The organism is Alteromonas sp. W364 (assembly GCF_031846205.1).
GTDB classification, from domain to species: Bacteria; Pseudomonadota; Gammaproteobacteria; order Enterobacterales; family Alteromonadaceae; genus Glaciecola; species Glaciecola blandensis.
Genome location: NZ_JAVRID010000002.1, coordinates 336031 through 357120 on the forward strand (window position 1 = coordinate 336031; position 21090 = coordinate 357120).

Genomic DNA, 21090 nt, shown 5'->3' on the forward strand with positions numbered 1-21090 from the left:
ATTCTTTGGTTTTACAGATTGAGTTAGGCAAGTATGAACGTCATGGAACGCGACACCTTTGGGTATCACACTCGTACCGAAACAAAAAGTAAGGGCTGGCAGGCATTCCCTTACCTAATGGTTTTAACAGTCTGTTGTGCCTTTTCCCTTCCCGCTTTTTCTGCTATGCAAAAAGGGTCAGAAAACGCCCTAGGTATACCGATCAGTTTGTTCGAAGGGTTTTCCGATCTTTACCGTCAGGAATTAGGCAGCATCCAAGGTTGTGAGGGTAATGTTGCAGCTTTAGAACATAAGGTGTGTTCTGAGCACCTGCGCAACGAGGGAAATGCCCCCTACATTTTGTACGTTAGAGGCTCGTCTGAACCGGCGCCGATAGTCGTACTTTTCCATGGTCTCACTGATAGCCCTTTTTACCTGCGCGGCATCGCCGAACATTTGCAATCTAGAGGTTATACAGTTGTCGTCCCACTAACCCCCGGGCACGGCAAAAAGTTTGCTGATGCAGACATGGAAGATCCAAAATTAAAACAACGTTGGTATCAGCATGTGGATGATGTCATGGCACTAGTGAACCCTTATTCAACACAGCGCTTTATTGGCGGATTTTCAACAGGTGGCACATTGGCAACACGTTATATGCTGCTGCATTCTGAAGAGGTAGACGGATTACTTCTCTTTTCTGGGGCGCTAGCGCTATCTAATAGTGCTGAGAATCTCGCTAGAATATGGGGGATGAAGTCTTTGGCAAAACTGTTTGATGGCGATTTTGAAACAGGTGGGCCGTATCCTTATCGCTATCCCGATGTTGCGGGTTACGCCGGTCTTACCCTCGCAGATGTGATTTTTGAAATTCGCGATATATTAGACGAAGGTAACTACACAAAACCTATATTTGTTGCTCATTCTATGGCGGATATCATTACGCCATTTCGTGGCGTCGAAGATTTAATTCAGCGAATCAATGGGAATCATCAGGTCTTTACGATTGATAAAAGCTATGACACATGTCATCAAGACCTTGTCATGTCCTCATTTATGATGATTGATTTTAAAGTGGACAAGCGTCAACTCCGCTTGGATGAGCGTTGCGCAATACCGAAGCCAAACCCCTTATTTGGAAGCATGACATTAATGTTGGATTATTATATGAAGGGCTTGCAGAAAAAAGAGCGCGAGTAAACTCACGCTCTTTGATTGTTACGACTCTCTAGCTACTTTTTCAACTTCGCGCCAAACTCTTAATACGTTTTCATTAAGGATTTTCTTAATGTCACTCTCGCTATAGCCTCTATCTAGTAAACCTTCTACCAAATTAGGGAAGTCTGACACGTCTTTAAGGTTGACTGGCAATGAATCACCCACGCCATCGTAGTCAGAGCCTATGCCGACATAGTCGATGCCCACTAAGCTCACAACATGATCAATGTGGTCTAAAACGATTTCAAGCGTCGCGAAAGGGTACGGACTGTTGGTATTGTACTTCTCAATAAAATCAGCGAGTTCTTGACTGTCTTGACCAAAGGTTGCTGCTATCTTCTTAGCTTGTTCTGTGCGGTTGTCGCGCCAAGCTCTCGCAACGGGGCTGACAAAGCCTGATCCGAAGTTAATCATGATAACGCCCTGATTTTCAGCTAATGCCTTCACCATTTGATCATCCATGTTTCTTTCAAACCCTGGCGTAAACTGACGTAGCGATGAGTGAGAGGCAATTACTGGCGCATTGCTTAATTCAACCACTTGATAAAAGGCATCATCTGACACATGCGAAATATCGATGATAATACCAAGCTTATTCATCTCACCCACGAGCTCTTTGCCAAATGGACTCAAGCCTTTCCATTGGCGACGCAAATCATATGACGAATCACTAATATGATTGCTTTGGCTATGTGCTAGGGTGATGTAGCGAATGCCGCGCTCGTAAAAGGTGTTGAGGTTGTCTAGCGAGCCCTGAACCGGTGAGCCGTTTTCCATGCCCATCGGCAATGAAATTTTATTAGCGAGGAAGTTTTTTTCGACATCCTCAACGCTGTAAGCCAATGCAAACTTGTCTGGTGCGCGACCTACTATAGCTTCAACGTAGTCGATTAGTCGATGAGCTAAGGCGGTGGACTCAGGTGAGTCATCTAAGCTGGCAGGGACATAGATAGACATAAACGGGGCATTTAACCCGCCCTCAACTGCACGAGGATAGTCGAAATCGCCACCTGAAGTACTTTTTGTTACATCTACCCATTGATTTTGTATGCGATAGGGCACATCTATATGTCCATCGACAATAATATTTTGTTGTGTAATTCGTTTCGCAGCCTCAGCATGATTCTCTGTTGGTGTTTGTGTCGCGTTACAAGCACTAAGGCTGAACATCGAAAGTAACATGGCGATGGTAGTTGGTTTGAAATGCATCTTGAGTCCCTTATTGAATAAATGAGAATAGCCTTGGCGTATCGTTGTTTAATTTATCATCGTTGGCAAGTTTGAGCTACTCAATGATGAACAAATTTCGCCGGCTTACTCACGCGTAAATTATTGATTCACATAGCGTTGATTCTAATCATGCGATTGTGTTTTGTAAAACCAAGTTACACAGTGACATCGAGCGCCGTTTACGCAATAATGCTTGTTTTGCTGTTGCCGCTCACCGGCTTTTGTGAGTGTGTCGGTAAATACGAATTTTCATCGTTATGAATGCAGTCGTTCTGCTTTCATAACCCAAACGTGCAGCGCTACTTTATAAAATTGGCCGCATAAAAAACTTAAGTAAGAGAAATATAACAACATGGCTATTAACTACATTCCTTTAGATAAAGATAAACACCAAGATATAAAGATCCTTCCTCAGTTGGACCTTGGTTTTTCAAAAGAAACACATTTGGCAGCAGCGACAATTCGTGAATTTGCTCAACTAGCGTCAACGATGCCAGTGGTTTTCATTGAAGATCCTAGCAACAAAAACGTTCACACAGTTGCCATGCTGGGTCTTGACCAGAACAAAAATTTGTTTTGGGCAGAAGACAAGTGGCAGGGACCTCATGTTCCTTTGAATATTCAACGTTACCCATTTGACATTCGTCCTGACGGCGAACACTTAGGTGTTTTCTTTGATGAAAACAGCCACTTAGTTGCTGAGCAAGGTGAAGCTTTATTTACCGAAGCCGGTGAGCCGACTGATTTCTTGAAGAATCGTCAGCAGTTCTTAGCAGAACTAGCAAACAGCGAAATGCTGAACCAGCGCTTTATTAAGCGCGTTGTAGAGCTTGATTTGTTAGAACAGATCCAAATTGGTATTCAGTACCAAGACGGCACTGCTCGTAACGTAACTGGTATCATGAGCATTGATGAGAAGAAGTTAAATGGCTTAGATGATGCTGTTGTAGTAGAACTTCATAAAGCAGGCTTCCTTGGCGCAATGTACGCTTTGATGATGTCTCTTGCTCAATTGAATCGTTTAGTTGAACTATCGAACAAAAGTGACAAACCTATTCGTACTGTGCAAATTCGTCCAGTGCCGAAGGAAGGTGAAGAAGCTAAAGCAGATGCTTAAAATGTAAGCAACTAATAAGCATAGTAAAAACCACCTTAGGGTGGTTTTTTTGTGTCTGTATTCTGGCCTAGGCCTGTGTTTATGTACAGTTATGGCAAAAGGACTAATTGTCATTTTTACACGAAATTAGCTTGACAGGGGGGCATGGTGGTACATAAACTGTCAAAAGTGGGTCAAAGTGGCGAAAAATGGTTTTTTCAGTCAAGTGCAACCAGCTAATAAAAATAAAAATAATAAATATGAGCTAACAATAAAAATAAAAGGCTAGGGGAATGTTCCGCGGCGCTAACGCAATTAATCTGGACAGCAAAGGTCGGCTAACGATACCTACACGGTATCGTCAGTCGCTGTTGGATGATTGCCAGGGACAGCTGGTCTGTACGATTGATACTTCCCAAAACTGTTTGCTACTTTACCCACTTCCCGAATGGGAAGAAATTGAGCTTAAACTGAGTAAGCTTTCTAGTACTAATCCTCAAGAACGTCGTCTTCAACGCCTACTTTTAGGGTATGCGATGGAAGGTGAGATGGACAAAAGCGGTCGAATACTGATCGCACCAACTTTACGCCAGCACGCTGCGCTCGATAAACAAATCATGTTGGTAGGTCAATTGAATAAGTTCGAAATATGGGATGCCGACGTTTGGCAGAAACAAATCTCTGAAGACATTGAAACGGAAAAGCAAGGTCAATTCGAGCTTACGGAACGTCTTCAGGATTTCTCACTATGACCCAAGAGACTTTTGTCCACCGTTCGGTACTTTTACAAGAATCCATATCTGGCCTAAACATTCAGCCAGACGGCATTTATATCGATGCGACCTTCGGGCGTGGCGGTCACAGCGCCGAGATTTTAAAGCATTTATCTAGCAAAGGACGCCTAATTGCGCTTGACCGCGACGATACAGCGATAGAGTCTGCTTTGCGTTTTCGCGATGATCCCAGATTCAGTATTCACCATGTAGCATTTTCAAACATTATAGACGTGGTCAACGAACTTGAGTTGATGTGCAAGATAGATGGTGTGTTAATGGATATTGGGGTCTCGTCTCCACAACTAGATGATGCCTCTCGAGGCTTCAGCTTTCAAAAAGATGGTCCTCTCGATATGCGGATGGACCGTTCATGCGGTATCAGTGCCGCTGATTGGCTTAACACAGCTGATTTAGATGAAATCACGACGGTACTTAAAACTTACGGTGAAGAGAAGTTTGGTAAAAGAATTGCCCATGCAGTGCTTGAGCAACGAGTTATAAAGCCACTTGAAACCACCGCAGAGTTTGCCGCGTTAATTGATAAAGCAGTACCCGTTAAAGATAAGTTTAAACATCCTGCAACAAGAAGTTTCCAGGGTGTACGCATATTTATTAATGGTGAGCTAGATCAATTGAACCAAGGTTTAGAAGGTGCTGTCAAAGTGTTAAAGAGCGGTGGAAGGTTAGCCGTCATTAGCTTTCACTCTTTGGAAGATCGCGTCGTTAAGCGATTTATACGAGGCCTGAGCAAAGGCAAAGTCGTTCCGCATGGTTTACCTATTTCGCAAGCCGAAATCGACGCTGATAAAGTGGTGAAAGGCGTAGGCAAAGCAATGAAACCCTCCGCCGAGGAAATTGCACAAAATGTGCGATCTCGTAGCTCGGTATTAAGAGTGGCGGAAAAATTATGAAGATGCCTAGTACCAACTTCAATCTATTGCTATTGATGACCGCCGACTTAGGACGCAACCTGCTTAAGTTGGTGCTATTTATTGCTGTCATCGCATCTGCGATCGCAGTTGTTTTGAGTGCCCATCATAATCGCCAGCTTTCCATTGCTCACGAACAACTCATTCAAGAAAAAGACTTTTTAGATGTGGAATGGCGTCACTTAGTGATAGAGCAAAGTGCGCTAACTGAACACAACCGCATTGAGCAATTGGTCAGTGAAAAACTAAACATGCGCCGACCTGGCCCTGAAGATGAAGTTCTAGTACGAGGAAAACCGAATGGCAGCTAACGCGAATAGGCGTTCGACTGTGAAAAGAGGTTCCAGTAAAGATCGCCAAGCGAAACAAAATATCTCTCCTATGTTAATGCAATGGCGTTTTTTAACGGTATTGTTTAGCGTATTCTTGGTGTTTTTTGCACTTGCCACAAGAGCTGCATATATACAGGTGATTGAGCCTGATGTGCTTATTCAGCAAGGTGACAACCGTACTATTCGGGTTCGAGATAATCCAAGTTATCGAGGCTTAATTACCGATCGCCATGGTGAACAACTCGCGGTCAGCGTGCCTTCTAAAGCAATCTGGGCTGATCCTAAGGTTGTTAACGCCTATGACAGTGAGACTGATACAACAGAACCCTTAGACGAGAGACGTTTCCAAGCGTTAGCAAAAGTACTCGGAAGGGATGTAGAAAGCCTTTACAAAAAGGTCAGTAACCCGAAAAGACGCTTTGTATATATCCAGCGCCAGGTGACACCGGCTATGGCGAAGTATGTTGAAGAGCTTGCTATCCCAGGTGTCTATTTGCGTAACGAATCAAAACGTTATTACCCAACCGGTGAAGTGTCCGCTCATGTCATTGGCTTTACTAATGTTGATGACAAGGGCATTGAAGGCATAGAAAAACTATATAATGACTGGTTAACAGGCACACCGGATAAACGTAAGATCCGTCGCGACGCGAAAGGTCGGCAAGTTGAAATCATCGAGCAACAAGAAGGTGAAAAAGCGGGAGATTTAACGCTGACCATCGACCAGCGTATTCAAGCCCTTGCTTACCGTGAAATCAAAGAAGCGACCTTATACTACAAAGCTGCTTCGGCGTCAGTGGTGGTGGTTGATGTGCATACGGGTGAAATACTCGCCATTGCTAATACGCCATCGTACAACCCGAATAATCGCAAAACAGTGTCGAACCATCGTTTGCGTAATCGCGCGATTACTGATGCATTCGAGCCCGGCTCATCACTTAAGCCTCTCGCAGTGCTAGCCGCTCTTGAATATGGTACGGCGCAAACCGACACAATTATTGATACCTCACCAGGCTGGATGCGTTTAGGTGGCAGCAGAGTTGAAGATCCGCGTAACTATGGAAAGCTCAGTTTGCAAGAAATCATTAAAAAGTCGAGCAATATGGGTACGTCAAAACTTGCGTTGTCGGTTGATAAAAATTTCCTGATGGATATTTATTACAACATGGGCTTAATGAGCGACACCGGCACGAATATGGTTGGCGAATCGAACGGTATTTTTCACGAGCGTTCACGCTGGTCTGAGCATGAGTTATCCTCATTATCGTTCGGTTATAATATTTCCGTCACAACTATCCAACTAGCAAGAATGTACGCCACCATCGCTAATGGCGGCGTGAAAATGCCCTTATCGATTATAAAAAGTGATGAGCAGGCTCTGGAACTACCAGAACGAGTGATCAGCCCTGTGAATGCGCAAGCTATTATCGAGATGATGGAAAGCGTGACGCAAGAGGGCGGTTCAGGTATCAAAGCACGCGTACCTGGATATCGAGTGGCAGGTAAAACCGGCACAAGTCGAAAAGCTGTTGCGGGTGGCTATGGCGAAGAGTACGTGAATATTTTCGCAGGTATCGCGCCGGTCTCTGATCCCCAGATTGCAGTCGTTGTATTAATTAACGAGCCTGGTGGAGATTTATATCACTCTGGCGATACCGCAGCACCAACGTTTTCAGCGATTATGTCAGGTACTCTGCAAATGTTGAATGTGCCGCCTGACGATGACAGTACCATCGCGAATATGTTTGTTGGAGGTCCAGATGACGTTCAATAATCCATTAACGACCCGCCCAATCGCCGAAGTACTGGCGATTTTTGACATTGCGGCGGATGATCAGCACAACGACCTAAAACTCGCTGACCTGCATATCTCCAATATCGTGCTGGATAGTCGAGAAGTCAATGAGCATTCATTATTCATCGCTCAAGCTGGTACTCAAGAAGATGGTAGAAAGTATATTCGTGATGCCGTTGAGAGAGGCGCCAAGCTAGTTCTAGCGAATACCGATAAAACAGAAATGCACGGTGAGATTGATGCGATGGGCGAAGCCCTGATCATCCATTTCTTTGAGCTACCTAGACAATCTGGGTTTATTTGCAGCGCTTTCCATCGGCACGTCTCAAGTAAGTTACAAACGATTGCAGTAACCGGTACCAATGGCAAAACATCGGTAACCCATTTGTGCGCGCAGTTATCGGCAGCATGTGAAGAGGCGGCTGGCACTATCGGTACTATGGGCGTCAGTCTATATACAAAAGAGTCTCAACATACCGGCAGAAAACTGGCAGAAACAATAAATACGACTCCGGATGTTGCTTCTCTGCACCACTTTACACATCTCGTAAAACATCATGGTGGCCAACGAATTTGCATAGAAGCATCATCTCATGGTCTTGATCAAAATCGCTTAAGTGGATTTAAAGTCGATACTGCAGTGTTTACAAATTTGACCCAAGATCACTTGGATTATCATGAAACACTAGAAGCCTATGCCAAAGCTAAACGCAAACTATTAAAACAAGAAAGTTTGCGCTGTGTCGTTCTCAATGCAGATGACAACGAAAGTCAACAGTGGGCTGCTGAACTACCTGAGCATTTATCGGTATGTTTATGTTCTATCAAAGCAAGTGATAAAGCCTCTTTGTTTGCTGAGTTTTCATCACATCCTCACCATTATAAGTATTGCATCGCGAAAACTTTAAGATTTACACCCAACGGATGCGCTTTCGAAATTGAATCCAGTTGGGGAGAAGCATCAATCAGCTTGCCTCTGATTGGTATGTTCAATATTGCTAACTTGTTGTCAGCTTTAACAGCCCTGCTCATGCAAGGTTTGAATTTCGAACAGTTGGTTTCTGCCATTGCGCATTTGCGCGGTATTCCGGGCAGAATGGAAGTGTTTGAGTCACGTAAACATGCAAATATCATCGTCGACTATGCACATACCCCAGATGCATTACAGCAAGCTTTAATGGCTGCGCGACAGCATGCCTTAGGAAACCTGACTGTGATTTTTGGTTGTGGTGGTGACCGCGACAACTCTAAGCGAGAGCAGATGGGGCGCATTGCTGAAAAGTGGGCAGATGAAATAGTACTGACTCAAGACAATAGCCGCAGTGAATCACCAGAGAATATTGTTGCCGACATCATGCAAGGCATGCAGGGCAAATCAAATTTAAAAATAGAACTAGATAGAAAAACCGCAATAAGGGAAGCCTTTTTGAACAGCCAAAATGATGCCTTGGTTTTGGTAGCGGGTAAGGGCCATGAAGAATACCTCGAGTTAAACTCAGTGCGCGAGTATTACAACGAGAGGGAATACGTTAACCAATTAACCTTGGAGTTAAAAGGATGATTTCCGTTTCATTATCTTGGATTGCTGAAAAAGTAGAAGGCACGTTAAATACAAAAAGTGTCGAAGAGCTAGATATCAAAGGTGTGAGTACTGATACAAGAGAGCTCAAGCCCGGTGATTTATTCATCGCACTTGTTGGGCCTAATCATAATGCTCATGACCATTTATTCAAAGCCCTTGAAAAAGGGGCTGCGGCCGTCATTGTGAGTCAAGCTGTGGATTGTCCTTTACCCACCATTATGGTTGACGACACAAAGACCGCACTTGGAAAACTAGGCGCTGCAGTAAAAGAGATGGTTGCCCCGAAAACGGTGGGTATCACTGGTAGTAGTGGGAAGACAACAGTAAAAGAAATGGTTGCTTCCATTTTATCAGTAAAGGGCAAAGTATTAGCTACCAAGGGTAATTTTAACAATGATATCGGCGTTCCTCTCACTCTATTACGCTTAGAGAAACAACACGAATATGCTGTCATTGAAATGGGCGCAAACCATTTAGGGGAAATCGCTTATACCACCAACTTAGTCAAGCCCGACGTTGCTACGATTGTAAATGCTGCAGCTTCTCACCTCGAGGGTTTTGGCAGTTTATTTGGTGTCGCTAGAGCAAAAAGTGAAATTTTTAAAGGCTTAGGAACAAGCGGTACGGCACTGTTGAACAAAGATAGCCAATTCTATGCATTCTGGGAAGGCAAAACCTCTCACCTTAACTGTCAGACATTTTCTCCTGAATCAGATGAAGGCGACTATCGCGCTGAAGACATTGCTATGGGGATGGATGGTTGTGCTGAATTTGAACTGGTTTGTCCAACCGGCAGAGCAGCTATCCGTTTGAGCATTCCGGGTACACACAATGTGGGTAATGCACTACTTGCTGCTGCTCTAGCGATAAATGTAGGTGCAAACTTAGAAGATGTGCAGTTGGGTTTATTTAATATGCGTGAAGTTGGTGGTCGCTTAAATGTGAAACAACTGACCAATCAAATTCGCTTATTGGATGATACTTACAATGCCAATGTTGCGTCGGTGAATGCTGCAATTGATTTATTGGCAACGTTTCCAGGTAACAGAGTTTTAGTACTGGGGGATATGGCTGAGCTCGGAGACAAAGCCCGTTACTATCATGAACAAGTGGGAGAGTATGCTAAATCAAAGGGGATTACATCGATTTATTCTCTTGGTGTATTGAGCCAGTGCGCAAGCTCAGTCTATGACGAAAATGGCTTCCACTTCGATGACAAAGAAGCGTTAGTGAACATGCTTAATGAAAATTTATTCTACGAGCAACGTGATATCAGTATTTTAGTGAAGGGCTCAAGAAGTTCAAAAATGGAATTAGTCGTGAAAGCAATCGAGGAAAGCCCTGTGGGAAAGTTCGAAAGGCGTAGGGAGCGCATAGCATGTTAATTTGGCTAGCCGATTGGCTAATGCAATTTGATGCTAGTTTTGGTGTATTCAAATATCTCACCCTGCGCGCAATTCTCAGCACCTTAACCGCGCTATTGATCGCAATTCTGATTGGACCAAAGATGATTCGATGGCTCCAGAATATGCAGATTGGTCAAACGGTACGTGATGATGGTCCGCAAAGTCACCTTTCCAAAGCGGGTACACCTACCATGGGTGGCTTACTGATTTTGGCAGCAATAGTGACAAGCGTTATTCTATGGGCTGACTTAAGCAATAAGTATGTGTTGGTAACACTAGTTGTCATCGTTTCCTATGGTTTAGTTGGCTTTGTTGATGACTATCGAAAAGTTGTGCGTAAAGACCCGAAAGGTTTGATTGCGCGCTGGAAATACTTCTGGCAATCCGCTATTGCTATCTGTGTTGCCTTCTTTTTGTACTATACGGCTAATCCAGATATCCCAGCAGAGACATCATTGTTGGTGCCTTTTTTCAAAGATGTCATGCCACAGCTAGGTGTGTTTTACATCATTATTTCTTATTTTGCTTTGGTCGGTACAAGTAATGCAGTGAATTTAACCGATGGGTTGGATGGCTTGGCGATTGTGCCTGTTATTTTAGTCGCGGGGGCATTTGCTATCTTTGCTTACGTTACCGGCAATATTAATTTCTCTGCTTATTTGAATATTCCCTTTATCCCCATGACCAGTGAACTGGTGATTGTATCAACAGCCATTGTTGGTGCAGGTTTGGGTTTCCTATGGTTTAACACGTATCCAGCACAAGTTTTTATGGGTGATGTTGGCTCCTTATCTCTTGGTGCAACCTTAGGATTGTTGGCAATTTTAGTTAGGCAAGAAATTGTATTTATTATCATGGGCGGCGTTTTTGTGGTTGAGGCCTTGTCGGTGATACTGCAGGTGGGATCGTTCAAAATGCGTGGCAAACGTATTTTCAGAATGGCACCTATCCATCATCATTATGAATTGAAGGGATGGCCTGAACCAAGGGTGATAGTGCGCTTCTGGATCGTTTCATTAATTCTTGTCCTGATCGGACTGGCAACATTGAAGTTACGTTAAATGAATCCTCATCTTGCACATCAGTCTATCGCTGTTGTGGGCTATGGCATCACCGGACGCGCTTGCGTCCGTTTTTTGCTTTCTAAAACAGCAAATGTCACGGTGATTGATAAACGTGAAGATCTTGCCAATCAAATCTTGGCAGATATGCCGGATAGCGCTGGAAGCATTTCAATTCTTGGCTTCCGCGATGATATGGATTTATCTTCGTTTGATTGGGTGATCCTTAGCCCCGGTGTCAGTCCACATCAGATCTGTTTCGAACGCTACAAAAGCAAGCAAGGTCGACTGATTGGTGATATTGAGCTGTTTGCCTTATTTAACAAAACGCCATTAATCGGCATAACCGGTTCAAATGGAAAGACCACTGTTACCGATATGCTCGGTGAATGTTTACGCGCAGCTGGTTTGCATATTGAGTTAGCAGGGAATTATGGTAAATGTGCCCTCGATTTGCTACTTGATTACCCAAAAGAGAATGGCGATACACTCGACTTCATCGTTCTTGAGCTCTCTAGTTTTCAGTTGGAAGTCTGTCAAAGTTTGCGTTTAGAAGTGGCGACCATCTTAAATATTACCGAAGATCATATTGATCGTCATGGTAGTTTCGAAAACTACAAAGTAGCAAAACAAACGATCTTTGATATGACAGAAGCTATCGTGGTCAATCTTGGTGAAGATACCAGTATGCCTGCGAATCAAAAAAAGATTAGTGCTTCAGTGAGTCTTGATAATCCAGTGGCTAATTTTTACCTAGACCAAGAGACCGGTGCTGTCTTGCACCATTCCAATAGTGAGCAAGCGGCACAGGCTTTGTTGAACGTGAATAATATGAAGTTGGTGGGTGCTCACAACTACATTAACGCAATGACGGTGTTGGCAATTTGTCATCATCTCCACATTGATCTCTGCAAACCTATCGAAGCATTAAAAACATACGGAGGCCTTGCCCATCGTTTTGAGCTAGTCTCTCAAAATAGTAAAATCACGTGGATAAATGACTCCAAGGCTACCAACGTTGGCGCTTGTCTAGCGGCCTTGAAATGCTTTGAGAATACGCATGATGAACTTATTTTGGTGGCAGGTGGCGATGCCAAAGGGACTGATTTACATCCCTTGAAAGAAGCACTAAATAATCGAGTCAATCAGCTGATTGTATTTGGTAAAGACGCCAAACAGTTTATTCTTTTGTGCCCGTCAGCGATTGTAGTTAACACGCTAGAAGCTGCGGTATCTATAGCGGCAAGCCATGCCAGTCAGTCATCTGCAGAAAAGGTTACGGTGCTTTTGTCTCCCGCTTGTGCAAGCTTGGATATGTTTGCGAATTATCAGCAGCGTGGTGACGTTTTCAGAAAGGCGGTATTGGAGCAAGAAGCACAGAGGAATGTGGCAAATGGCTAATGCAGAATTTAAACAAGATAATCGCCTGTCAGCGTTGTTCGCCGCCAAGCATGATGAAACGACACAGATACGTCCCTACGATCTTACATTAGTACTGATTGCACTCACGCTTTTTGCTATTGGTTTTGTCATCGTGACTTCAGCATCAATGCCTATTGCGGAACGCCTGCACGATAATCCTTTTTATTTCGCGATTCGACATGCTATCTACATTGGCTTAGCAGTGATTGCCGCAATGATCGTACTGAACTTGCCTATGAATTTCTGGCGGGTTGCAAATCCTTACTTACTCCTGTTTGCCATTGGCCTGCTGATTGCGGTGCTGATTATTGGGCGCACCGTTAACGGCAGTACACGTTGGATTGTCATTGGACCAATTACTATCCAGGCTGCCGAACCTGCAAAATTATTTTTCTTCTGTTACTTGGCCGGTTATTTAGTGCGGCGCTATGAGGAAATAACGGAAAATTTCAAAGGTTTTATCAAGCCCTTGGCGGTGTTCTTTTTGCTTGCGCTTTTATTGTTAAATCAGCCTGACCTTGGCACGGTGATTGTGATGTTTGCTACCACAATTGGTCTGTTGTTTTTGGGCGGTGCAAAGTTATGGCAGTTTTTTGGTTTGGTATTCACTGGCGTGCTAGCGGTTGTGGCGCTTATCTTGTTTGAACCTTATCGAGTAAAGCGTGTTACGGCTTTTCTTGATCCATGGGCAGACCCGTTTGGATCTGGGTATCAGCTCACGCAATCTTTGATGGCTTACGGGCGCGGTTCGTGGTTTGGCCAAGGTTTGGGAAATAGTCTACAAAAACTCGAGTTTCTCCCAGAAGCACATACCGATTTTATCATGGCAATACTGGCTGAAGAAATGGGTTATGTTGGCGTGTTAGTGGTGCTAGCACTGATTTTAAGCTTGGTTGCCATTGCTTTAAAGATTGGCAACAAAGCGATGTCTCAAGATCGGCCTTTCGATGCGTTCTTAGCGTATGGTATTGGTATTTGGTTTAGTTTCCAAACCGCAGTGAACGTGGGGGCGAGCTCTGGAATATTGCCAACTAAAGGCTTAACACTGCCTTTGGTCAGCTATGGTGGTTCTTCACTGATAGTGATGTCTATAGCGGTTGCCATCTTATTGAGAATTGATTTTGAACTTCGTGTTGATGGTGTTCAAGCACTAAAGCGAGGAAACAAAGCAAAAGGCAGTAGTAAAGCCACACAACAAAAAGCGACCTTAAGTGATGGCAGTAAAACCAGAAAAACCCGAAGAACCAAGGTCGTCGACGATGAATAGGCCCTTACTCGTTATCATGGCCGGCGGTACAGGAGGACACGTCTTTCCGGGTTTAGCGCTTGCTCATGAAATGCAATCTCAAGGTTGGCAAGTTGCTTGGTTCGGCACAGCCGAGAAAATTGAAGCAACTCTGGTTCCTCAGCATGGCTTTCCAATTCATTTTATCGATGTAAAGGGCGTTCGTGGTAAAGGCTTAATAACCAAGTTAAGCGCGCCTTTCATGCTTTTATCTGCGGTGCTCCAAGCGCGTTCACATCTGCGTAAACTTCAACCCAGAGCCGTATTGGGCATGGGTGGCTTTGCCAGTGGTCCCGGTGGTATTGCCGCCTGGACACTAGGAATACCAGTGTTGGTGCACGAACAAAATGCGGTATTTGGCATGACCAACAGATGGTTAGCAAAAATTGCTAAGCGGGTGTTTTGTGGGTTTGATTTTAAATCAAAAGCACCCAACAACAGCGTGTTTGTTGGCAATCCGGTTCGCGCTGAATTTTTCGATATTAACAAGCAAAATGCAACGTCGCCGTTTCGTATTCTGATAGTGGGTGGCAGTCTAGGTGCCTTAGCTTTGAACCAAATTGTACCTGCAGTACTCGGCAATTTGGCGAATCGATATCCATTGCAAGTTATTCATCAAGCTGGCAAAGGCAAAGCTGAGCCAGTACGTATTGCTTATGATTCAATTCAACATAGCGCAGGCAATGAGAGCGAATTAACCGCATCTAGTTTTGAGGTGCAGGAATTCATTGATGATATTCCAAGCGCTTTTGCGAGTGCGGATATTATCATTTGCCGAGCGGGCGCATTAACCGTTGCAGAGGTTGCAGCGTCTGCTTCGTGTGCCATTTTTGTCCCTTTACCAATTGCTGTCGATGATCATCAAACTTACAATGCGAGATCTCTTAGTGACAATGACGCGGCCATTTTAATTCAACAGAAATCGCTCTCTACAAAACTTGAAGATAGCCTAGAGAATTTGCTATCGGATCCGAGCAAAATTGAAACGATAGGTCGCAACGCCAGACAGTTAAGTATACAAGATGCCACCCAACGGGTTGCGCAAGCTTGTATACAAGAAGGATTAAGGAAGAATAGTGAGTAATCGAGATAAGGCCTCGGCTAATAAAGCAAGTTTACGCCCGCATAAAATGAGGCGCGTACAGCGATTGCATTTTATTGGTATTGGTGGCGCTGGAATGGGCGGTATTGCCGAGGTCGTCTTAAATTTAGGGTATGAGGTGAGCGGTTCTGATGTGAAAAGCAGTGCGATGACCGGTCGCTTGGAATCCCTTGGGGCAAAAGTGTATTTAGGTCACGATGCCTCAAATATTCAGGATGTTGATGCGGTTGTCGTTTCAAGTGCAATTAACCCTGAGAACCCAGAGATAGCGCTAGCCACCGAAGAGCGTATTCCAATCATCAGAAGAGCTGAAATGCTCGCAGAATTAATGCGTTTTCGCTATGGCATTGCCGTCGCAGGAACGCACGGTAAAACAACAACAACTAGCTTGATTGCCACTATCTTTTCGCAAGCGAAACTAGACCCTACTTATGTTATCGGTGGCTTACTCAATAGCGCTGGCACCAATGCAAAACTGGGAGATAGTAAGTATTTGATTGCGGAAGCTGATGAAAGCGATGCGTCATTTTTACATTTGCAACCCACAGTGTCGGTAGTCACTAACATTGAAGCTGACCACCTAGAAGCGTATCAAGGCGATTTTTCAAAAATGAAATCGGCCTATATTGAATTTTTACATAATTTACCTTTCTACGGTTTGGCTATTGTTTGCGGAGATGATCCGGTCATCAATGAACTGCTTCCTAAACTCGGTCGCAAATACATTACCTACGGACAGCAAGCGCACAATGATTACCAAGCTGTGGATGTGCGCTTCGAACTCAATTACAGCTACTTCACCTTGAAACGCAAAGGACTTTGCGATTTGCCCGTTAAGCTGAGCTTGCCAGGTATTCACAATGTTTTGAATGCCAGCGCGGCGATTGCCACAGCCTGTGATGAAGGAATAAGTGATGCAGATATTCTGCTCGCCCTCGAGAGTTTCCAAGGTATTGGGCGACGCTTTCAAGTCTTGGGCGAATACCAGAATGACTATGGTGAAGCCATTTTGGTAGATGATTACGGGCATCACCCAACAGAGGTTGCGATGACAATTTCAGCAGCTCGAAACAATTGGCCAGATAAGCGTCTTGTCATGATTTATCAACCGCATCGTTACTCTCGAACGCGAGACTTGTATGAAGACTTTGTCGAAGTCTTATCACAAGTTGATACTTTATTATTGCTCGATATCTACGCAGCAAGTGAAGCGCCTATTGAAGGTATTGATAGTAAGTCACTTTGCCGTTCGATTCGTCAACGAGGCAACTTGGAACCTATCTATGTGAGTTCACAAGATAACTTGATGAAGATACTTGCTGATGTACTGAGTGACGGTGACGTAGTTTTTGCGCAAGGCGCGGGTAATATTGGCGATATTGCACAACGGCTTGCAAGCACTGGCTTAGACAAGATAAATTTACTTGCTTCGATGAAAGAAATACAGAGTGGTGAGGTAAGCGGCCAATGACGAACGCAAATCTAGGGTTTGACAATAAAACCATCCAGCCAAGTGATTTTGGTAAAGTTGCAGTCCTGTTTGGTGGCCATTCGGCGGAACGTGCAGTGAGTATGGCTTCAGGCTCATGTGTGTTAAGCGCTTTGCAAGAGGCGGGCGTGGATGCACACAAGTTTGACCCAGTCGAGTACCCCATTGGCGAGTTACTTACGCAGGGTTTTGATCGTGCATTCATTATTTTGCATGGCCGTGGTGGAGAAGATGGCAGTATGCAAGGTGCATTGCAGACTTTAGGTATGCCTTACACCGGCACCGGTGTCTTAGGTTCAGCCTTAGCCATGGATAAAGTTTACTCCAAGCAAGTTTGGTCGGCCTTGGGTTTACCCACGGCAAAATACCGCGTGGTGAGAAAGTCGGATATTGCTGGGGGCGCTGGTGTTGCAAGCTTAGATTACGATGAGATTCTCGCCTATTTAGGTGGCGTTGCTATGGTCAAGCCTGCACGCGAAGGTTCTAGCATTGGCATGGCTAAAGTGTCTGACCAAAACGAATTGTGCGCTGCGATTGCTGAAGCGTTGAAATACGACGACGATGTATTGGTAGAAAGCTATATCGATGGACCAGAATATACGGTTAGTATTCTTAATGGTCAGGCTCTTCCTTCCATTAGGATGTCTACACCCCACGTATTTTATGATTATGATGCAAAATATCGAGACTCAACAACCGAATACTACTGCCCAAGTGGCTTAGACGACAGCACAGAAAAAGCCTTGGGTGAATTGGCCCTTTCTGCCTTTTCCGCGCTGTCAGGAATTGGCTGGGGCAGAGTGGACGTCATGCGCACTTCGGATGGGAGTTTTATGCTACTGGAGTCAAATACAGTCCCGGGTATGACAGAAACCAGCTTGGTGCCGAAAGCAGCAAAACAAGCTGGGATGAGTTTCCAAGAACTCGTATTACGAATTCTAATGTCGAGTTTGGAGCGGTAACTTGGCAGAAAAACGGTCGCTTCAACGTACATCAAAACGGCAAGAGTTGCTTGCCGCTGATCCCGCGACCAGTAAACAAAATGAACTCGCTGCCTCGGATGCGCCAGATGAATTGGAAAGAGAGTCTGACGCTAACCGATTGAGTGGCTTTATCTTTTTCCTTTTAGTGATTGGTGGTTTAGTTTTTGGCGCGATAAAAGTGCAAGCATGGCTGCAAGATGAGCAGCAATTACCGGTTCAGCGGATTATCTTCAGTGGTGAGAGGAAAGTGCTAGAGGATGCTCAAATGGAAGCGTCGATTCGTGCGTCGCAAAAAGGCAGTTTCTTTGCTCTCGATGTTAACGAAGTTCACCTCTTGCTGGAAGATATGCCGTGGGTGTATCGGGCATCGGTGAGGAAGCGTTGGCCAAGTAGTTTGCATATTTACTTGATTGAGCAAGTCCCCGTCGCTTCTTGGAATGATGATTTGTTGCTGAATACCCAAGGTGAAGTGTTTGATGGTGGCAAAGTGTCGGCGGGTTTACCAAAGCTTTTTGGCCCTGGTGGAAGCGAAAAAACGGCGCTTGCGGGATTCAATGCCATGCAGTCATTGTTAAGTGAAACTGGTCTGTCGATTGATGAACTATTTTTGAGTGAACGCTTTGCTTGGAGAGTCAAATTAAACAACGGAATCAAGCTAAATATAGGTCGCCAACAGTTTATCGATAGGTTACAGAGTTTTATTGATATTTTTCCCTTATTAAAGGCACAAAATAAGGCGATTAATTACATTGATTTAAGGTATGATATAGGCCTTGCTGTAGGTTGGCAAAAAAATGATGAAAAAGTACAAGAAATTACTGATAATAATGATTAAAATGAGTGAAGAAAAACATGTCTAAGACAATGGATAGAGACTTAATTGTTGGTTTAGACATAGGCACCAGTGTGATTAAAGCCATTGTTGGCGAATTGCTAGATGATGACAGTATTAGTATCATCGGTGTAGGCACACATAAATCCCGTGGTATGGATAAGGGTGGTGTGAACGATTTGAACCTAGTGGTTCAGTCTGTTCGACAAGCGGTTAATGAGATGGAATTGATGGCCGACTGCAGCGTATCTTCAGTATTTATGTCAATTTCAGGGCGTCACGTACAGTGCCAGAATGAAAGTGGCATGGTGCCCATCAATAATCAAGAAGTCACCCAAGATGATGTCGACAACGTCATCCATGCCGCTCGCTCTGTGCCTATGGCTGCAGAACGTAAATTATTACATGTTTTGCCACAAGAATTTGTTATCGATGTACAAGAGGGAATTAAAAACCCCATTGGTATGTCTGGCGTAAGAATGGAAGCAGCCGCACACATCATTACGTGTGCCGACGATATGGCAAAGAACTTAGTGAAATGCGTCGAGAGTTGTGACTTGAGCGTCGACCAAACTATTTTCTCAGCATTGGCCTCAAGTTATGCCGTGTTGACAGATGACGAAAGAGAGCTAGGTGTTTGCGTCGTCGATATTGGCGGCGGCACAATGGATATCGTGATTTACACTGACGGCGCTATTCGACACACTGCCGTGATTCCATTAGCTGGTAATCAAATTACTAGCGATATTGCTAAAATATTCCGCACGCCAATGAGCAATGCGGAAGAGATAAAAACGAATTATGCCTGCGCACTGAAAGACATGGTGAGCATGGAAGAAAGTATTGAGGTACCCAGTGTTGGTGGTAGACCCGCAAGAGTCATGTCACGACATACCTTGGCTGAAGTGATTGAACCTCGATACCAAGAATTATTTGAACTTGCTTATGAACAAATTAAAGCAAGTGGCCTTGAAGAGCAGATCGCTGCTGGTTTAGTTATCACCGGTGGTACTGCTAAAATGGAAGGCGCTGTAGAGTTTGCTGAAGAGATTTTCCAAATGCCAGTAAGAGTAGGAAACCCTCATTCAGTGCGCGGATTAGCAGAATATGTAGACGATGCCTGTTTTGCTACAGCGGTAGGTCTGTTACAGTATGGCAAACAAAATATAAATAATAAAAGAACGTCTTCAAAGAAAGGCGAAGATAGCGTGTTAAAACGCATACAAAGCTGGTTTAAGGGCGAATTTTAGGGGGCCTTTAAGTAAGCGCTAAATCAATATGAAGCCGAAATAAAAAATATAATTAGGTTTCAGTACACCGGAGAAGCAGAATGTTCGAGCTAATGGACAGTCAAAGCGACGAAGCCGTCATTAAAGTTGTTGGCGTCGGAGGTGGCGGTGGTAACGCCGTCGAATATATGGTCAAGCAAGTGATTGAAGGCGTAGATTTTATCGCCATGAATACCGACGCCCAGGTATTGAAAACGTCATCTGCACATACAAAATTACAAATTGGTAATGAAGTCACCAAAGGGCTTGGTGCAGGTGCCGATCCAAATGTGGGTCGTGAAGCGGCACAAGAAGATCGTGAAAAGATCCGTCAAACTCTTGAGGGTGCTGACATGGTCTTTATCACTGCCGGAATGGGTGGTGGTACAGGTACTGGTGCTGCACCTGAAGTGGCTAAAATTGCCAAAGAAATGGGTATTCTAACGGTTGCTGTTGTTACCAAACCGTTTCCTTTCGAAGGTAAAAAGCGTTCAGATTTCGCAAACCAAGGCATTACTGAGTTATCAAAGCACGTTGATTCATTGATCACAATACCAAACGAAAAGCTACTTAAGGTAATGGGTAAAGGCACGCCTTTACTTCAAGCTTTCAGTGCAGCAAATGATGTACTTCGTGGTGCTGTTCAAGGTATTGCCGAGCTAATTACTCGCCCAGGTTTAATTAACGTCGATTTCGCCGATGTGAAGACTGTCATGTCTGAAATGGGTACGGCGATGATGGGAAGCGGTATCGCTTCTGGTGAAGATAGAGCTGAAGAAGCCGCTGAAGCAGCTATCGCATGTCCTCTTTTGGAAGACATCGACCTTTCTGGCGCTCGCGGTATTTTGGTTAATATCACTGCAGGCCTCGACTTCGCAATCGACGAGTACGAAGTGGTGGGTAACGCTGTAAAAGCCTTTGCTTCAGAAAACGCGACGGTTGTTGTGGGAACAGTTATTGACCCAGAATTAAGCGATGAAGTGCGTGTTACTGTTGTTGCAACAGGTATTGGCGCTGAAAGAAAACCAGACATCACCTTAGTGAATGACAACGCAAGAGTTAGTGCAACAGGTCGCGATTATGCTTCGAGCACAAACGAAGTAAGAGGTTCTGGCGGCACTGACGGCAACCAGGCCTTGAAAATAGATGATGAAGCGCAGCCAGGCAATGAGCTAGAGTATCTCGATATTCCAGCATTTTTGAGAAAACAAGCAGACTAGGGTGCCAAACCCTAGCGCTGTCGCTGTTTAGCGACAGTGGTCTGAACAGTTGGTTTTCTGTTAAAAAAAGCTTGAAATATTGTAA

General features: G+C 44.4%; 18 protein-coding genes. 17 read left to right on the forward strand and 1 reads right to left on the reverse strand.

Going from position 1 to position 21090, the window contains the following annotated elements; translation table 11 throughout:
* Positions 1 to 42: 42 nt before the first annotated feature.
* Positions 43 to 1179: an alpha/beta fold hydrolase gene (locus RM556_RS04280; RefSeq protein ID WP_311373934.1), complete on the forward strand. Its 1137-nt coding sequence runs from the start codon at positions 43 to 45 to the stop codon at positions 1177 to 1179.
* An 18-nt stretch (positions 1180 to 1197) separates the two neighbouring features.
* On the opposite strand, the gene RM556_RS04285 is transcribed toward RM556_RS04280, so the two are convergent.
* Entirely contained in the window at positions 1198 to 2406 is a 1209-nt protein-coding gene (locus tag RM556_RS04285) for a dipeptidase (protein WP_409220046.1), read from the reverse strand.
* Positions 2407 to 2779: 373 nt separating this feature from the next.
* On the opposite strand from RM556_RS04285, the gene RM556_RS04290 reads away from it, so the two are divergent.
* The 16 genes from RM556_RS04290 to ftsZ all read left to right on the forward strand — a co-directional run bounded on the left by RM556_RS04290 (position 2780) and on the right by ftsZ (position 21005).
* Positions 2780 to 3544, forward strand: a complete 765-nt coding sequence (locus RM556_RS04290) for a SapC family protein (protein WP_311362013.1) — start codon at positions 2780 to 2782, stop codon at positions 3542 to 3544.
* Positions 3545 to 3816: 272 nt separating this feature from the next.
* Entirely contained in the window at positions 3817 to 4275 is a 459-nt protein-coding gene (mraZ, locus tag RM556_RS04295) for a division/cell wall cluster transcriptional repressor MraZ (protein WP_311362014.1), read from the forward strand.
* Positions 4272 to 5210, forward strand: coding sequence for a 16S rRNA (cytosine(1402)-N(4))-methyltransferase RsmH (gene rsmH, locus RM556_RS04300; protein ID WP_311362015.1), 939 nt, complete (start codon positions 4272 to 4274; stop codon positions 5208 to 5210). Before mraZ ends, rsmH begins: the two co-directional genes overlap by 4 nt.
* Complete coding sequence (gene ftsL / locus RM556_RS04305; protein WP_311362016.1) at positions 5207 to 5539, forward strand: cell division protein FtsL; 333 nt, start codon at positions 5207 to 5209, stop codon at positions 5537 to 5539. The genes rsmH and ftsL overlap by 4 nt, the downstream gene beginning before the upstream one ends.
* Positions 5529 to 7334: a penicillin-binding transpeptidase domain-containing protein gene (locus RM556_RS04310; protein ID WP_311362017.1), complete on the forward strand. Its 1806-nt coding sequence runs from the start codon at positions 5529 to 5531 to the stop codon at positions 7332 to 7334. Before ftsL ends, RM556_RS04310 begins: the two co-directional genes overlap by 11 nt.
* Positions 7321 to 8916 carry a UDP-N-acetylmuramoyl-L-alanyl-D-glutamate--2,6-diaminopimelate ligase gene (locus RM556_RS04315; RefSeq protein WP_311362018.1) on the forward strand — a complete coding sequence of 532 codons (1596 nt, stop codon included), beginning with the start codon at positions 7321 to 7323 and terminating at the stop codon, positions 8914 to 8916. Before RM556_RS04310 ends, RM556_RS04315 begins: the two co-directional genes overlap by 14 nt.
* On the forward strand, positions 8913 to 10322 hold the full coding sequence (gene murF, locus RM556_RS04320; protein WP_311362019.1) for a UDP-N-acetylmuramoyl-tripeptide--D-alanyl-D-alanine ligase: 1410 nt from the start codon (positions 8913 to 8915) through the stop codon (positions 10320 to 10322). Before RM556_RS04315 ends, murF begins: the two co-directional genes overlap by 4 nt.
* Complete coding sequence (gene mraY, locus RM556_RS04325) at positions 10316 to 11404, forward strand: phospho-N-acetylmuramoyl-pentapeptide-transferase (RefSeq protein WP_311362020.1); 1089 nt, start codon at positions 10316 to 10318, stop codon at positions 11402 to 11404. Before murF ends, mraY begins: the two co-directional genes overlap by 7 nt.
* Positions 11405 to 12805 carry a UDP-N-acetylmuramoyl-L-alanine--D-glutamate ligase gene (murD, locus tag RM556_RS04330; RefSeq protein ID WP_311373935.1) on the forward strand — a complete coding sequence of 467 codons (1401 nt, stop codon included), beginning with the start codon at positions 11405 to 11407 and terminating at the stop codon, positions 12803 to 12805.
* The gene (ftsW, locus tag RM556_RS04335; protein WP_311362022.1) at positions 12798 to 14093 is read left to right on the forward strand and encodes a cell division protein FtsW; all 1296 of its coding nucleotides are present in this window, start codon (positions 12798 to 12800) and stop codon (positions 14091 to 14093) included. Before murD ends, ftsW begins: the two co-directional genes overlap by 8 nt.
* Complete coding sequence (gene murG, locus RM556_RS04340) at positions 14086 to 15195, forward strand: undecaprenyldiphospho-muramoylpentapeptide beta-N-acetylglucosaminyltransferase (protein ID WP_311362023.1); 1110 nt, start codon at positions 14086 to 14088, stop codon at positions 15193 to 15195. The genes ftsW and murG overlap by 8 nt, the downstream gene beginning before the upstream one ends.
* Before the next feature lie 46 nt (positions 15196 to 15241).
* Positions 15242 to 16684 carry a UDP-N-acetylmuramate--L-alanine ligase gene (gene murC / locus RM556_RS04345; RefSeq protein WP_311374081.1) on the forward strand — a complete coding sequence of 481 codons (1443 nt, stop codon included), beginning with the start codon at positions 15242 to 15244 and terminating at the stop codon, positions 16682 to 16684.
* A complete protein-coding gene (locus RM556_RS04350) occupies positions 16681 to 17664 on the forward strand; it encodes a D-alanine--D-alanine ligase (protein WP_311362024.1) in 984 nt (327 codons plus the stop codon). Before murC ends, RM556_RS04350 begins: the two co-directional genes overlap by 4 nt.
* 112 nt (positions 17665 to 17776) lie before the next feature.
* Entirely contained in the window at positions 17777 to 18520 is a 744-nt protein-coding gene (locus RM556_RS04355; protein ID WP_311374082.1) for a cell division protein FtsQ/DivIB, read from the forward strand.
* A 17-nt stretch (positions 18521 to 18537) separates the two neighbouring features.
* A complete protein-coding gene (ftsA, locus tag RM556_RS04360) occupies positions 18538 to 19767 on the forward strand; it encodes a cell division protein FtsA (protein ID WP_311362025.1) in 1230 nt (409 codons plus the stop codon).
* A gap of 80 nt (positions 19768 to 19847) precedes the next feature.
* The gene (gene ftsZ / locus RM556_RS04365; RefSeq protein WP_311373936.1) at positions 19848 to 21005 is read left to right on the forward strand and encodes a cell division protein FtsZ; all 1158 of its coding nucleotides are present in this window, start codon (positions 19848 to 19850) and stop codon (positions 21003 to 21005) included.
* The last annotated feature ends 85 nt before the right edge of the window (positions 21006 to 21090 follow it).